Origin of the sequence: Photobacterium leiognathi, from assembly GCF_030685535.1 — a bacterium.
Lineage (GTDB): Bacteria > Pseudomonadota > Gammaproteobacteria > Enterobacterales > Vibrionaceae > Photobacterium > Photobacterium leiognathi.
The window spans coordinates 1,928,961-1,944,158 of record NZ_CP131601.1 but is presented as its reverse complement, the minus strand read 5'-3'; the positions used below and the strand labels follow the sequence as shown (position 1 = coordinate 1,944,158).

11 protein-coding genes, 14 tRNA genes and 1 pseudogene are annotated in these 15,198 nt (G+C 41.3%); 24 read left to right on the top strand and 2 right to left on the bottom strand.

The window, feature by feature from the left end:
• Window positions 1-69: 69 nt before the first annotated feature.
• The gene (gene uvrC, locus Q7674_RS16025) at window positions 70-1,839 is read left to right on the top strand and encodes an excinuclease ABC subunit UvrC (RefSeq protein ID WP_305424147.1); all 1,770 of its coding nucleotides are present in this window, start codon (window positions 70-72) and stop codon (window positions 1,837-1,839) included.
• A gap of 109 nt (window positions 1,840-1,948) precedes the next feature.
• Window positions 1,949-2,506 carry a CDP-diacylglycerol--glycerol-3-phosphate 3-phosphatidyltransferase gene (gene pgsA, locus Q7674_RS16020; protein WP_023931874.1) on the top strand — a complete coding sequence of 186 codons (558 nt, stop codon included), beginning with the start codon at window positions 1,949-1,951 and terminating at the stop codon, window positions 2,504-2,506.
• Between the two features lie 116 nt (window positions 2,507-2,622).
• Here the strand turns inward: pgsA and Q7674_RS16015 are convergent, their stop codons facing one another.
• Window positions 2,623-3,378, bottom strand: a complete 756-nt coding sequence (locus Q7674_RS16015) for a siderophore-interacting protein (RefSeq protein WP_305422806.1) — start codon at window positions 3,376-3,378, stop codon at window positions 2,623-2,625.
• A 188-nt stretch (window positions 3,379-3,566) separates the two neighbouring features.
• On the opposite strand from Q7674_RS16015, the gene Q7674_RS16010 reads away from it, so the two are divergent.
• The 5 genes from Q7674_RS16010 to Q7674_RS15990 all read left to right on the top strand — a co-directional run bounded on the left by Q7674_RS16010 (window position 3,567) and on the right by Q7674_RS15990 (window position 6,482).
• Window positions 3,567-4,358 (top strand): SDR family NAD(P)-dependent oxidoreductase, encoded by a 792-nt coding sequence (locus Q7674_RS16010; RefSeq protein ID WP_008987311.1) that lies wholly within the window; start codon window positions 3,567-3,569, stop codon window positions 4,356-4,358.
• Between the two features lie 56 nt (window positions 4,359-4,414).
• Window positions 4,415-4,918, top strand: coding sequence for a hypothetical protein (locus tag Q7674_RS16005; RefSeq protein ID WP_045065164.1), 504 nt, complete (start codon window positions 4,415-4,417; stop codon window positions 4,916-4,918).
• Between the two features lie 365 nt (window positions 4,919-5,283).
• Complete coding sequence (locus Q7674_RS16000) at window positions 5,284-5,736, top strand: NUDIX hydrolase (protein ID WP_045065161.1); 453 nt, start codon at window positions 5,284-5,286, stop codon at window positions 5,734-5,736.
• A gap of 31 nt (window positions 5,737-5,767) precedes the next feature.
• On the top strand, window positions 5,768-6,055 hold the full coding sequence (locus Q7674_RS15995; protein WP_045065159.1) for a putative quinol monooxygenase: 288 nt from the start codon (window positions 5,768-5,770) through the stop codon (window positions 6,053-6,055).
• Window positions 6,056-6,077: 22 nt separating this feature from the next.
• Window positions 6,078-6,482, top strand: a complete 405-nt coding sequence (locus Q7674_RS15990; RefSeq protein ID WP_045065157.1) for an MAPEG family protein — start codon at window positions 6,078-6,080, stop codon at window positions 6,480-6,482.
• A gap of 154 nt (window positions 6,483-6,636) precedes the next feature.
• Here Q7674_RS15990 and Q7674_RS15985 read toward each other — a convergent pair.
• A pseudogene (locus tag Q7674_RS15985) lies at window positions 6,637-7,194 on the bottom strand (FAD-dependent oxidoreductase); the annotation flags it as partial.
• A 799-nt stretch (window positions 7,195-7,993) separates the two neighbouring features.
• Here Q7674_RS15985 and Q7674_RS15980 point away from each other — a divergent pair.
• From Q7674_RS15980 to Q7674_RS15900, 17 genes are all read left to right on the top strand, one after another.
• Entirely contained in the window at window positions 7,994-10,900 is a 2,907-nt protein-coding gene (locus Q7674_RS15980; protein WP_305422803.1) for a pyridoxal phosphate-dependent class III aminotransferase, read from the top strand.
• A gap of 40 nt (window positions 10,901-10,940) precedes the next feature.
• The gene (locus Q7674_RS15975; RefSeq protein ID WP_045065154.1) at window positions 10,941-12,185 is read left to right on the top strand and encodes a carboxynorspermidine synthase; all 1,245 of its coding nucleotides are present in this window, start codon (window positions 10,941-10,943) and stop codon (window positions 12,183-12,185) included.
• Between the two features lie 89 nt (window positions 12,186-12,274).
• On the top strand, window positions 12,275-13,384 hold the full coding sequence (gene nspC, locus Q7674_RS15970; protein WP_107229692.1) for a carboxynorspermidine decarboxylase: 1,110 nt from the start codon (window positions 12,275-12,277) through the stop codon (window positions 13,382-13,384).
• Between the two features lie 205 nt (window positions 13,385-13,589).
• Window positions 13,590-13,663: transfer RNA gene (locus Q7674_RS15965), tRNA-Cys, on the top strand.
• Window positions 13,664-13,682: 19 nt separating this feature from the next.
• Window positions 13,683-13,758 (top strand) — tRNA-Gly (locus tag Q7674_RS15960).
• A 63-nt stretch (window positions 13,759-13,821) separates the two neighbouring features.
• Window positions 13,822-13,908 (top strand) — tRNA-Leu (locus Q7674_RS15955).
• 24 nt (window positions 13,909-13,932) lie between these two features.
• Window positions 13,933-14,006, top strand: a tRNA-Cys gene (locus tag Q7674_RS15950).
• Window positions 14,007-14,025: 19 nt separating this feature from the next.
• Window positions 14,026-14,101 (top strand) — tRNA-Gly (locus Q7674_RS15945).
• Window positions 14,102-14,164: 63 nt separating this feature from the next.
• Window positions 14,165-14,251: transfer RNA gene (locus Q7674_RS15940), tRNA-Leu, on the top strand.
• 24 nt (window positions 14,252-14,275) lie between these two features.
• A tRNA-Cys gene (locus tag Q7674_RS15935) sits at window positions 14,276-14,349 on the top strand.
• A gap of 19 nt (window positions 14,350-14,368) precedes the next feature.
• A tRNA-Gly gene (locus Q7674_RS15930) sits at window positions 14,369-14,444 on the top strand.
• Window positions 14,445-14,507: 63 nt separating this feature from the next.
• Window positions 14,508-14,594: transfer RNA gene (locus Q7674_RS15925), tRNA-Leu, on the top strand.
• A gap of 24 nt (window positions 14,595-14,618) precedes the next feature.
• Window positions 14,619-14,692 (top strand) — tRNA-Cys (locus tag Q7674_RS15920).
• A 20-nt stretch (window positions 14,693-14,712) separates the two neighbouring features.
• Window positions 14,713-14,788 (top strand) — tRNA-Gly (locus Q7674_RS15915).
• 63 nt (window positions 14,789-14,851) lie between these two features.
• Window positions 14,852-14,938 (top strand) — tRNA-Leu (locus tag Q7674_RS15910).
• A gap of 24 nt (window positions 14,939-14,962) precedes the next feature.
• Window positions 14,963-15,036: transfer RNA gene (locus tag Q7674_RS15905), tRNA-Cys, on the top strand.
• A 16-nt stretch (window positions 15,037-15,052) separates the two neighbouring features.
• A tRNA-Leu gene (locus Q7674_RS15900) sits at window positions 15,053-15,137 on the top strand.
• The last annotated feature ends 61 nt before the right edge of the window (window positions 15,138-15,198 follow it).

Genomic DNA, 15,198 nt, shown 5'->3' with positions numbered 1-15,198 from the left:
CCAAACGAAAAAAGTTTTGATCCTCAAGCTTTTCTGAAAACCGTAACACATCAGCCAGGCGTCTATCGTATGTACGATGCCGCTGGTGTGGTTATTTATGTTGGTAAAGCGAAAGATTTAAAGAAACGTCTATCTAGCTATTTTCGTACTAATGTCGCGGGTGAAAAAACTCGCGCATTAGTGAAAAATATCTGCAACGTGGATGTGACGGTCACCCATACCGAAACAGAAGCGCTTATCCTTGAACACAATTACATCAAGCAGTATTTGCCGAAGTACAATGTATTACTGCGTGATGATAAGTCTTATCCTTATATTCTTCTTAGTGCGAGCAAACATCCTCGTTTGTCGATTCACCGTGGCGTTAAGCGTCGTAAAGGAGAGTATTTTGGCCCATACCCTGATGCTGGTGCTGTACGAGAAAGTTTGCATTTAATGCAGAAAATCTTTCCTGTGCGTCAATGCGAAGATTCTGTTTATGCAAATCGTAGTCGACCTTGTTTGATGTATCAAATTGGTCGTTGTTCAGGACCTTGTGTTGAAGGTTTGATCAGCGATGAAGAATATCAACAGCAGGTGCAATTAGTACGTCTATTTTTGAAGGGTAAAGATCGCCAAGTGATCAGCATTATGGTCGAAAAAATGGAGCAAGCTAGCCAAGCGTTAGAGTTTGAGCGAGCTGCGACTTACCGCGATCAAATTCAAGCATTAAGACGTATTCAAGAGCAACAATTCGTTAGCCAAGATAATGAAGATGATATTGATGTTATCGGTATTGCACATAGCAACGGTTTAGCCTGTATTCATGGTCTATATATTCGCCAAGGTAAGATCTTAGGCAGCCGCAGTTATTTTCCTAAAGTGCCAGCCGACGCTACATTAACTGAAGTATTAACGGGTTTTGTTACTCAGTATTATTTCAATCAGGTTGAAGGTCGAGTGATCCCTAGTGCTATTTTATTAAGTGAAACGCTGGGTGATGAGGGTGAAACCATTGCTAAGGCGTTAACGGAGATGGCGGGGCGTAATATCAGTTTTAAATACAATCCACGGGGAAGTCGTGCGCAGTATTTAAAATTGGCGAAAACCAACGCAGAAACAGCGCTAACCAGCAAAATAAATCACCGTTTAACAATACAAGAGCGTTTCTTTGCTCTGCAACAAGCATTAAACTTAAAGCCTATTTCCCGCATGGAATGTTTTGATATCAGTCATACCATGGGCGAGAAAACGGTCGCTTCTTGCGTGGTATTTAACCAAGATGGCCCTTATAAGCAAGAGTACCGTCGTTATAATATTACTGGCATTACGGGCGGCGATGATTATGCAGCAATGGCGCAGGTTTTAGAGCGTCGTTATAGTAAAGAAATGGAATTAGATAAAATTCCAGACATAATTTTCATCGATGGGGGTAGAGGTCAATTATCAAGAGCGTATGATGTAGTAAAACCTTATATCGCTGATTTATCAAAGCGTCCTATGTTGGTGGGTGTTGCGAAAGGGACAACACGTAAGCCAGGGTTAGAAACGTTAATTTTTGTCACTGGTGAAGAAATATCGATGCCAAGTGATTCTCCCGCACTGCATTTAATTCAGCATATTCGTGATGAAAGTCATAACCATGCGATTAGTGGTCACCGTGCTCAACGTGCCAAGGTACGTAAGCGCAGTAGTCTTGAAGATGTAGAAGGTATTGGACCGAAACGACGCCAAGCGTTGCTCAAATATATGGGTGGTATGCAAGAGCTGAAAAAAGCAAGTAAGGAAGAAATCGCAAAAGTACCTGGCATTAGCCCTGCTTTAGCAGAAAAAATAGTCGATGCATTGCAACATAGTTAGTTTGCTGCACTTTTTTGGTTTAATTTACTGATAAATTCGCACATAAGCATACTTTGGAGTAGGCTTGTCGAGTAGATTAAACTCTGATTTTGAACATAAGAATAATATTATGCGTTTATCAATACCTAACATCTTAAGTTTCGTTCGGCTCCTGCTCATCCCATTTTTTGTTATTGCCTTTTATGTGCCGTACGAGTGGTCTGCTTTTGCTACAGCGTTGATTTTTTGGATTGCTGGTGTCACTGACTGGTTTGATGGCTATTTAGCTCGAAAGTTAAATCAAACAACCCGTTTTGGTGCCTTTATTGATCCGGTTGCTGATAAATTAATGGTAGCAACAGCATTAGTGTTAGTCGTAGAACATTACCATTCAGTGTGGGTAACGATTCCTGCCGTGACTATGATCGGTCGTGAAATTATTATTTCTGCACTACGTGAATGGATGGCTGAGATTGGTAAACGCGCAAGTGTTGCAGTGTCTTGGGTCGGTAAAGTAAAAACCGCATCGCAGATGTTCGCTTTATTATTATTACTATGGCATCCACATGAGTATGTTGTTTGGTTAGGTTACGCATCGCTTTACGTGGCAATGGTGTTAACTTACTGGTCAATGGTGCAATACTTAAAGGCAGCCAAAGGTGATTTGCTAAACGCAGAAAATCATTAATAAGCACTATTTAGGAAAAGGCCTGATTAATCAGGCCTTTTTTTATATCTCTAGTTTTTTGAGTCATTATTAATGCTTCTGTGCCATTTATAACCTACAAAAGTGCTTAATACTTTTCATATGTTCGTAGCATCTCGACGTTTAATGTCTTTGTAGCCATCTTCTGACACACCGTTTTTCCAATAACTACTAATGTAGATGAACTCTCTTTCGACGTTTTTTTCATTACGGAAATATTGTCGTAGCTCACGCATGGTATCGAATTCACAGGCCGACCAAACCGAAACCTTGCCGTCCTTCCAAGGTAATGACGTGACAGTGTCAGCTAGCGATTCAGAGGCTGTTATCCATAACACTTCAATATTTTCAGGCGTAGATAATGGCTGTATATCCTCTTTATCGATAACTTGAATAACGGCGTATCCCGTAGCGTTAATTGGTAGCCTTTGTATTTTTGTCGCCAATGATGGCAGGGCTGTCATATCGGCAACCATAAAAAACCAATCTGCATCATGATTGAGGTCTTTAATTTCCCCTGGGCCTAATAGACTAATTTTATCGCCCAATGATGCCTGCTTCGCCCATTTTGCAGCATAGCTGTGATCACCTTGCTCTGTATCATGACGAACAAAATCGACTTCAATACTATTTTCTTCCGGAATATGCTTTCTAATAGTATAGGTACGCATTACAGGACGTTGCCCTTGCGGCACAAGACTAATATCAGTACTGCCATTTTCAGCAAAAAGCAATTTTATATAGTTTCCCGCACAATTTTTAGAAAATGCAGATAAGCATTCTCCTTGCAAAGTGACTCGTTGCATATTGGGTGTGATTTGTATGTTGTTTATCACTCTAACTTCGTTATTCATTTTCTTACAATTGATAATGATTTTTATTTATACTAACAGGGCAGAGTGTAACAAGGTATGTTATTTACGTGTTTTTACACCTCTAACTGGAAAGATAATGGGAATATTTGGCTGAATATCTATATTTATTCTCTATAAGGGACATGTATAATATGCTTAATAAAACGATGTTCAAAATTGGATCGGTTATGTTTCAGAATAAAACAGTATTAGTACTTGCGGGCGCACAAGGCATTGGTAAAGCATGTAGCCTGCTATTAGCTTCTCAAGGTGCCAATGTTTACGTGGCTGATTGGAATGTTGATGAAGCAACAGCAACAGCAGAAGAAATTAAGAAAAACAATGGTAAAGCGACAGGCATGTTCTTTAATGCCTTTGATAATGATTCTTACGCACCACTGATTGATTCTATTCTTGAAAAAGAAGGCAAGATTGATGTGCTAGTGAATAACTTTGGCGGTGTTGATTTACGTAAAGACCGCGATTTAGCACATACTGATGTTGCTGATTGGGAAAAGAATATGCTTGCTAACATCAATAGCGTGTTTATTCCGTCAAAAGCCGTGATCCCAACGATGGTAAAAAATGGTGGTGGTAGCATTGTTAACATCTCATCACTGTCTTCTTTAAGTGCTGAGATGTCGAGCATCTCATATGGTACGGCGAAAAATGCGATTAACCATATGACTCGTCAAATCGCGATTCAATATGCGGGTTTCGGTATTCGTTGTAATGCGGTTCTACCGGGCATGATTGCAACGGATGCGGTGAAGAACAACTTGAACCAAGAGTTCATTGATAACTTCTTAGCAACGCAGCCGATTAAGCGAATGGGAGAGCCTGAAGATATCGCGAATGCTGTTAGTTTCCTAGCGAGTGATTTGGCGGGCTTTATTACAGGTGTTTGTTTACCTGTTACAGGCGGTATGAATATCGCACCTGCACGTTACTACTTTGATGCGGACAAAGTTAGCTTCTAATTAGTTGAATGCTATTAATAAGAGGCCGTATTTACGGCCTCTTTTTTATTACGATTATGAATACAGTAAAAATATCTCTGAAAGATTCCATTATTGGTGCAGTAATTAATGCTGTGATCAATTACTTTGTTGCTTCACATGCTTTTGCGGATAAATTGCATGTTCCTATGTCTCTTGACATGATTTCAACAACAGAAGTATCTGTTTGGGGACAGGCGGTTTCACTGTCTTTTGGTTTAGGTGCAATACTTTCGTTTATCACCGCGAAGCTATTTAGCTCACACACAATGAAACAATCACCGCATTTAAAACCGCAAATATCATCAGTTAAACTACCAAGCCTTCTTTCTATTTCTTTAAATAACACCATGTTCCTATTTGGCTGGTTCGTGGCATTGGCTATTCTTTGGACACGTTATTTTGGCGTTGTTTTAGTTCCTGTGGTTTCAGCATCAGCGATTGTGGCGATCATAGCTTTTGTTGTCACAATGATTGTGGAACAAAGAACTAAAACGAATTTTGTTCAACGCTGGGAAAGCGCTTTGAATACAAATAATTAGAATTTTATCGCAAGCATATACCCAAGTAACTTCAAGATGCAGTGTTCAGCGAGACGACTTTAGTTCTCAGGCGCGGCAACGATTCGTAGATATAGTGGTTCTACATTGAGAATCGTTAACAAAGTCTGAGAGCTAAGGACGCTCGCCCTTTGGGAGCGTGTCACTGAGCCGACTTCTTGCGTCAGACAACTTGGAAAGAGCTCGCTATTCCGCTTCGTTGTCTTCCTTGAATTCAACTTAGTGACTTCGCTCTGAATCAGGCATATTGAAGTCACTTGGGTATAAATATTCATATCGGGATCATAAAGTATTCACTTTTATAACCTGCTAAGGTTTGATGAGACTTAGTATGTTGAGGTGAGATTATGATCCCGATAGATTCTTCCATTGTGGCAGGGGTTGCGTTATCTGAAATTGATGGCGTGATGAAAATGCTACTGATGAAACGAGTAAAAGGTGGATATTGGTGCCATGTTGGTGGCTCTATCGAAGGAGAAGAAACCGCTTGGCAAGCCATCGTCCGTGAGTTTTATGAAGAAACTCAAATCAATATTGTCGATCTTTACAACGCTCAATATCTGCAACAATTTTTTGAAGCCAATGTGAATGTGCTGCAAATCATTCCTGTTTTCGTTGTTATATGCCCTCCCAATCAAGCCGTAGTACTTAATCATGAACATACGGATTATCAATGGTGCACATTAGAAGAAGCGAAAGCGTTAACGCCATTTCCTAATCAGCATCGTGTTTTTGATCATGTATGGGCTTACTTTGTTGATAAGCCTATCGATCCTCTTTTTAAGGTTAATATTAAGTAGAATTTTTTACACTAACGAAGAAATTAAAGAAATGGGAAAAGTGATATTAAAAGGATTGATTGTTGTTCCTGACGATGAATTGAACATCGTCAGTAAAGCGCTTGAGAAACACGTCGCACTAACAAAGCAAGAGCCCGGATGTATAGTGTTTAATGTTAACCAACGCTCACACTCTCCCTGTTATTTTGATGTTTATGAAGAGTTTTCTAACAATAATGCTTTTGAACATCATCAAAGGCGTGTTACAGCATCTGAATGGGGAAGAATTACCATTAATGTAGAACGTCATTATGAGGTGTGGCATACCGAGAACGATTAAATATTGATAAAAGGACAGTTCAATGGAATTTTTGCTTCCCTATAAAATTACGATTTGGGTTATTGGCTTGGTGGGGCTGTTGTTGTTACTACAGTTAATCGTTTTAGATGTGGTGATTCTTAGTAAAAAGCACATCCCCGGTTTTGCCATTGAAGCTAACCATGAACACTTTTTATTCCGAGCTAATAGAGCATTAGCCAATAGTAATGAAAGCCTTGGGATCTTTATTGTATTCGTCCTGTTTGCGCTATTTTCTCAGCCCACGGCCCACTGGGTTAATGGTTTCGCTGTGGTTTATTTATTTGGGCGAGTAGGGCATATGTTGTGCTATTACTTTAATTTAAAAGTAATACGCAGCATCTTTTTCGTGGTGAGTTTATTGGGGCTTATTGGATTATTTATCACCGCGATAATGGCTTGGCTGTAAGTTGAGTTGTTCTTATTGTTTTGATTATTAAAAATATGGTCACAAAACGTATTTAAAAAGGCACTTGGGTTAAGTTATTACTAGAAATAGAAATGCTAAGTGCCTTTTTATTTGATTGCGTTAGCTTACCTTACGGGTTGCTTGATACTGATAAATCTTGTTGCTCTGCCATGAGCACTGGGGCAAATTCGATCACATGGGTTTCAACCCCTAGTGCTTTTAATGCGCCTGCGGCTTCTAAACCTAAAAGACCACCGCCGATAACAACACCGCTTTTACTACGTTTTGCGGTTGCTTCAATGGCTTTGAGATCTTCGATAGTGCGGTAAACAAAACAGTCTTTGTTTTCGCTACCTTTGATAGGTGGAACCCAAGGGTAGGATCCTGTTGCCATGATGAGTTTGTCGTAACGAATTTCACGGCCAGTGTTAGATAGGATGAGTTTTTGCTCACGGTTAACGTTAATAGCACGTTCACCTAAAAGCACATTAATACCGTGTTTTTCGTAATGCCCTTGTTTTACAAGAGAGAGCTCATCCGCTGTGTGGTGAGAAAAATAAGATGATAAATGCACGCGATCATAAGCGACGCGAGGCTCTTCACAGAAGACAGTGATCTCATAGTTATCGATCTCTGTGCGATCAATTAACTCTTCGATGTAACGGTGGCCGACCATACCGTTGCCGATAATCGCCAATTTGACTTTACTCATAACACCTACTTAACCATGCTTTAAATTGCGTTCAGTGTATTAAGTCAAATTGTGAAGAAATATGATTTAAATCAAGAGGTATTCTAAATACCTCTTTAGGGGTAGTCCTGTTAAATCAACTATTTATGTGTTTTTTTAAGGTGAATTTGCAAGGTGGCATATTACAGCTTTAAGCATTTATTAATCATGAGTTAAGTTTATCTTATTGTTTTTAAATGCACTTATTTGTTTTATATCGTTTTGGTTAGATAAATTAGTAATAAATACTGTTTGTTCTAGAATGTATTTCGGTAGCTACCGAGTAATTTAAAATCAATGTAAAAGATTATGTTTTTTTATTAATGAATGTTGTTTTTCTATTCAGCCTTGTGCTATTTTTCTGCGCAATCCTTGCTGATAAGCAGGACGATAAGTAATTGAACTGTAATTGCGCCGTAGGTATTTGTGCAATCGATGCATAAATAGAAGGGAATTAATACGCTGTTTTGCTGATAAGAAAGCGAACACATATTGAAGGAACCCAACAGTGAATCTAATATCGCTATCACTCCATTTTGGTTTTCACTTACCGAAATACCGTGTTATCACGGAGCCTTGATCGTTCCTGATCGAATATTACGTTTGTAGTGCGTCTTCAGCTTTTTACGCAGGTAAAAGGCGTTTTTGACACACTTTAAATACGTAATTCCATCTCATTAGCACCCAAATCAGGTGCTTACATTGTTAGTTGTACAACTATGTACTTCTCTTTTGTCACATCTGTTAGGTGGTAATGGAGCGGTAATGATTGGAACGAGACATGTCTACACTTTTTAATTTTCAAGAAACAGATCTCTCTGTAACTGTACCTGTTGTTAATGACTTATATGATTTAACGCTTGATGAGTTATTACTAAGCCAAGAGCATTATGAGTCAGAAGTTCGCTCATATCCGCGACGACTACCACTTGCTATTGCTAAAGCGGCGGGTGTGTTAGTCGAAGATACCCGGGGGCAGTTGTTTGTCGATTGCTTAGCAGGGGCAGGTACATTAGCACTGGGTTATAACCATCCCGAAATCAATAAAGCGATTGTTGAACAATTAGAATCTGGCTTGCCATATCAAACCCTTGATATTACAACGGCAGCAAAAGATAACTTCATCAAACAACTGATTAATTTCCTACCTGAGTCATTTGCAAACAATGCTTGTATACAGTTTTGTGGCCCTTCAGGTGCTGATGCCGTAGAAGCTGCGATTAAATTAGCCAAGCAAACCACGGGTCGAAATACCATGGCAGCCTTCCACGGTGCCTATCACGGTATGACAAACGGCACGATGGCGATGATGGGTAATTTAAATACTAAGTCTCGTCGTCAAGGCTTAATGGCTGATGTGCATTTCTTACCATTTCCTTATTCACTGCGTTGTCCGTATGGTTTGTCTGGTGATGAAGGCGCTAAACAAAGCCTGAGATATATCGAGCGTATGCTTTGTGATGATGAAAGCGGCATTCAAAAACCAGCGGCAATCATTGTTGAGCCTGTGCAAGGTGAGGGCGGTGTTATTCCTGCGCCTGCTTTTTGGCTGCGAGAATTACGCCGAATAACGCAAGAGCATAGTATTTTACTGATTTTCGATGAAATTCAATGTGGTATAGGTAAAACAGGATTTAACTTTGCTTTTGAAGAATCGGGCATCATGCCAGATATTCTATGTCTATCAAAAGCGGTAGGTGGCGGTTTACCAATGTCTGTATTGGTGTTCAATAAAGACATTGATAGCTGGAACCCGGGTGAGCATACGGGCACATTTCGTGGTAATCAGCTGGCAATGGCGACAGGTGCCAAAGCATTAGAAATTATTGAACGTGATGGTTTGGTAGAGCATGTGCAAAAAGCAGGAATGTATCTGCGTCGTGGTTTAGAAAAAATCGCAGCAGAGACGAGCTGTATTGCGGAAGTGCGTGGCAAAGGCTTAATGCTGGGTGTTGAGATTGTTAAAGCAGATGGTAGTAAGAACAAATTTGGTGAGCCTGTGGCAGATCCTGATTTAACTGCTGCTATCCAACGTTCAGCTCTTGAGCGTGGTTTGATCATTGAAAAAGGTGGCCGACAAGGTTCTGTATTACGCTTCTTACCGCCATTGATCATGAGTTTTGAGCAGTTGGATTTTGTATTAGCAACAATGAAAGCGGCAATTGAAGCGCATGTTACGCCGGTTGCTCAAACTCAAGTTGTTGATACTCCGATATCTAATTGGCAACAACACTTTATTCAAACGGGGAAAGGGGGTTCTGAAACGTTTGAAGAGGCGCTCAATCACACTACGCAAGTGCTGAAGAAAGTGTTTGAGCAAACTAATCAGCCGTATTCTGGTTTAGATCCTCAAGTACTCAAGACCTTAATTAATGGTATCGATTTAAATCAACCACAATCTTCATTAGATGCTGTGATTGAACAAACAGGCGATCTTATCGCGAAACACTCAATCATGGTGCAACATCCGCACTGTATTGCTCACTTGCATACACCGCCACTTGTACCTGCTATTGCAGCAGAAGCTTTTATTGCAGCTTTAAATCAGTCAATGGACTCTTGGGATCAAGCCAGTGCGGCGACATTTGTTGAGCAAAAAATTGTAGATTGGTTATGTGAGATCTATCAACTCGGTCATCAAGCTGACGGTGTGTTCACCAGTGGCGGCACACAAAGTAATTTGATGGGGTTATTGCTGGCTCGTGATTGGGCGGCTGACACTATCTCTGGTCATAATATTCAGCAACAAGGTTTGCCATCATACGCAGATAAACTACGTATATTATGCTCGAAAAAATCCCACTTCACCGTGCAAAAATCAGCATCATTAATGGGGTTAGGTGAGCAGTCTGTCGTATGTGTTGATACTAACCCTGATGGCACTATTCAATTAGCATCATTAATTACCACTATTGAAGCATTAAAAGCCGAAGACTTGATCCCGTTTGCTGTGGTAGGTACAGCAGGCACCACCGATCACGGTGCGATTGATGATTTAACTGGCCTAGCAGATATTTCAGCTCGTTATAACCTTTGGTTTCATGTTGATGGCGCTTATGGCGGTGCGCTGATTTTAAGTCGTCATCAAAGTCGATTACATGGCATTGAAAAGGCTGATTCGCTAAGTGTTGATTTTCACAAGCTTTTCTTCCAACCGATCAGCTGTGGCGCAGTATTAGTGAAAGATAAATCTCACTTTAAATACCTGCTTCATCATGCTGATTACCTCAATCGTGAAGATGATTTATTGCCAAACTTGGTCGATAAGTCGATTGCAACCACCAAACGTTTTGATGCGCTGAAAGTGTTGATGACAATGCAAAGTGTAGGCGCTGATGCGCTTGGTGAGATGTATGATCATCTGTTGAGCCAAACGCAGTATGTGGCTGACTTAGTCAACCAACAACCGCAATTTGAACTGCTTGCTGATCCTGCGCTTTCGACTGTGTTATTCCGCTATGTGGGTGACAATGCACATATAACAGCATCGGAACTCAATCACCTAAATAAACAGCTTCGTATCGATGCTTTAGTTAAAGGTGAAGCGGTATTAGGGGAAACCCTTGTCGATGGCAAAGTGGCACTGAAATTCACGATTTTAAATCCGTGCTTAACAATCAATGATTTTAAAACCTTATTGAATAAAATCGCTCAATTGGGTCAATCGTTATCGTCTTTAATTCAGTAAGACAACCATTTATAGATATGAATTTAAAAGGAAAGAAATAATGGCTATTTTACAAATTGGTGCTGGTGGTGTTGGCTGGGTTGTTGCACATAAAGCGGCGCAAAATAATGATGTATTGGGTGATATCACGATCGCTTCACGTACTATTGCTAAGTGCGAAAAGATCATTAGATCAATTGATAAGAAAAATAACCTAAAAGATCCAAGCAAGAAGCTACAAGCACGAGCGGTCAATGCGGATGATGTTGATGCATTAGTCGCTTTAATTAAAGAAGTAAAACCTGATTTTGTGATCAATGTAGGTCCTCCTTGGGTCAACATGACAATCATGGAAGCGTGTTATCAAGCTAAGGTTTCTTACTTAGATACGTCTGTTGTGGTTGATTTGTGCTCTGAAGGTCAGCAAGTTCCACAAGCCTATGATTGGCAATGGGGTTACCGTGAGAAGTTCAAGGAAGCGGGGATCACTGGCATTTTAGGTGCAGGTTTTGATCCGGGTGTTGTTAGTGTGTTTGCCGCTTATGCTGTGAAACACCTGTTCGATGAAATTGACACCATTGATGTCATGGATGTGAATGCAGGTGATCACGGTAAGAAGTTTGCGACTAACTTTGACCCTGAAACCAATATGTTAGAAATCCAAGGTGATTCATTCTATTGGGAAAACGGTGAATGGAAACAAGTCGGTTGTCATAGCCGCATGCTTGAGTTTGATTTCCCGTTAGTCGGTAAGCATAAAGTTTATTCAATGGCACATGATGAAGTACGTTCATTGCAGGAGTTTATTCCAGCAAAACGTATTGAGTTTTGGATGGGCTTTGGTGACAAATACCTAAATTACTTTAATTGTATGCGTGATATTGGCTTATTAAGTCCAGATCCACTAACGCTGCATGATGGTACTGTCGTACAACCACTGCATGTTTTGAAAGCGTTATTACCTGATCCAACATCGCTTGCTCCGGGCTATACAGGAAAAACCTGTATCGGTACTTGGGTCCAAGGTAAAAAAGACGGTAAAGAGCGCAGTGTGTTTATCTACAACACCGCTGATCATGAAGTGGCGTATGAAGATGTAGAGCATCAAGCAATATCATACACAACGGGTGTTCCGGCTATAACTGCCGCATTACAGTTCTTTAATGGCAAATGGGCAGATAAAGGTGTGTTCAATATGGAGCAGTTAGACCCAGATCCATTCTTAGCAACAATGCCGACGATTGGTTTAGATTGGCATGTTCAAGAATTGCCTGTTGGTCAGCCTGATATTCATATCTTGAAATAAGACACATCTATTTAAGTGAGCTTGTATAAAAGCAGGCTCGCTTTCTTATTTATATAAAAGAGAAAGCTGCATTGAAAACGCCATATTTCATGATTGATGAGCAGAAGCTGCTCAACAATTTAGAACAAGCTAAAAAGTTAAAACAATTATCCGGAGTAAAACTCGTCCTTGCATTGAAGTGCTTTTCCACGTGGGGCGTGTTTGATGTTATGAAGCCTTATCTTGATGGTACAACCAGTAGTGGGCCATTTGAAGTTAGGTTAGGTGCTGAAAAATTCGGTGGTGAAACACATGCTTATAGTGTGGGATATAGCCAAGAAGATGTAGAAGATGTTCTCCAGTACTGTAATAAGATCATTTTCAACTCTATCTCTCAATTACAAGCGCATCGACATTTAGCCGACAGTAAAGCCTCTGTTGGTCTGCGTTTAAATCCGGGTATTAGTTGTGCAGGACAAGATTTGGCGGATCCTGCTCGTCAGTTTTCACGCTTAGGGGTTCAAGAAAATCTATTAACAGATGAATTGTTTGATGCTCTCGATGGTGCGATGTTTCACATGAATTGTGAAAACAAAAGTGCAGATGCATTTATTACATTACTCGACTCAATATCAGAGCGTTTTGGACGCTACTTATTAAAGCTTGATTGGGTCAGCTTAGGCGGTGGCGTTTTCTTCACTTGGCCGGATTACGAACTAGAAAAATTGGCAACGGTTTTAAAAGCATTTGCAGAACGATTTAGTATTCAGTTATATCTTGAGCCGGGCGAAGCCATTATTACCCAAACTACTGACTTAGTGGTGACTGTGGTTGATATTGTCGAGAACGGTATGAAAACAGCCATTGTAGATAGTGCGACAGAAGCGCATCGACTTGATACCTTAATTTATAATGAACCAGCAACGATAACAGAGTCCTCAGAAGAGGGAAGTCATGAATACGTGATTGGCAGTTGCTCTTGTCTTGCTGGCGATCAATTTTGTGTTACTAGTTTTGAACAGCCATTAACGATTGGACAGAAATTACATATTGCAGACAGTGCGGGTTACACCATGGTGAAGTTAAATTGGTTTAATGGTTTGCGTATGCCAAGTATTTATTGCCGTCGTAGTAATGGCAATATCGAAAAACTCAACGAATTTAGTTATGACGATTTTGCTACATCGTTATCGCGCTCTGCAATCTCATCTGTAAGTTAAAGTTTAAATGCTGAGATTGTCTGGTTTTTGATCATTTATGGGCTGATTTATGGTTCGATGTTATGGAATTTAACCAGTTAAATAAAAAGTCATAATTTTTCGTTGACTGATTCTGTAAAATCAGTAAATTACACCACGTACCGCAGCGGGGTGACTCGCTAAGGGTAAAAAATTCTAAAGATGGTAACTTCTTTAGAAATATTGAGGCGCGTTGGCAGAGTGGCTATGCAGCGGATTGCAAATCCGTGGACCTCGGTTCGACTCCGGGACGCGCCTCCATTCTCTTATGAGAATCTATGCGACACTAGCTCAGCTGGTAGAGCGCAACCTTGCCAAGGTTGAGGTCACGAGTTCGAACCTCGTGTGTCGCTCCAAATTAAAGATTATGGCGAAAGCGGTAATCACAGATGGTGTCTAACCATCGCAAGAAATTGCGTGCCCTGGTGGTGGAATTGGTAGACACAAGGGATTTAAAATCCCTCGGCGTTCGCGCTGTGCCGGTTCAAGTCCGGCCCGGGGCACCATCTATTTAATAGAGAAAACAAAATGGCGCGTTGGCAGAGTGGCTATGCAGCGGATTGCAAATCCGTGGACCTCGGTTCGACTCCGGGACGCGCCTCCATTCTCTTATGAGAATCTATGCGACACTAGCTCAGCTGGTAGAGCGCAACCTTGCCAAGGTTGAGGTCACGAGTTCGAACCTCGTGTGTCGCTCCAAATTAAAGATTATGGCGAAAGCGGTAATCACAGATGGTGTCTAACCATCGCAAGAAATTGCGTGCCCTGGTGGTGGAATTGGTAGACACAAGGGATTTAAAATCCCTCGGCGTTCGCGCTGTGTCGGTTCAAGTCCGGCCCGGGGCACCATCTATTTAATAGAGAAAACAAAATGGCGCGTTGGCAGAGTGGCTATGCAGCGGATTGCAAATCCGTGGACCTCGGTTCGACTCCGGGACGCGCCTCCATTCTCTTATGAGAATCTATGCGACACTAGCTCAGCTGGTAGAGCGCAACCTTGCCAAGGTTGAGGTCACGAGTTCGAACCTCGTGTGTCGCTCCAAATTAAAGATTATGGCGAAAGCGGTAATCACAGATGGTGTCTAACCATCGCAAGAAATTGCGTGCCCTGGTGGTGGAATTGGTAGACACAAGGGATTTAAAATCCCTCGGCGTTCGCGCTGTGCTGGTTCAAGTCCGGCCCGGGGCACCATCTATTTAATAGAGAAAACAAAATGGCGCGTTGGCAGAGTGGCTATGCAGCGGATTGCAAATCCGTGGACCTCGGTTCGACTCCGGGACGCGCCTCCATTCTCTTATGAGAATCTATTGCGACACTAGCTCAGCTGGTAGAGCGCAACCTTGCCAAGGTTGAGGTCACGAGTTCGAACCTCGTGTGTCGCTCCAAATTAAAGATTATGGCGAAAGCGGTAATCACAGATGGTGTCTAACCATCGCAAGAAATTGCGTGCCCTGGTGGTGGAATTGGTAGACACAAGGGATTTAAAATCCCTCGGCGTTCGCGCTGTGCTGGTTCAAGTCCGGCCCGGGGCACCATCTATTTAATAGAGAAAACAAAATGGCGCGTTGGCAGAGTGGCTATGCAGCGGATTGCAAATCCGTGGACCTCGGTTCGACTCCGGGACGCGCCTCCATTATATAAGAATTTAAGCCCGAGTGGTGAAATTGGTATACACGACGGATTCAAAATCCGTTTCCTTCGGGAGTGACGGTTCAAGTCCGTCCTCGGGCACCATATATAAAAAGCCTCAATCGAAAGATTGAGGCTTTTTTGTTATTACTTGAAATGCTGTGTT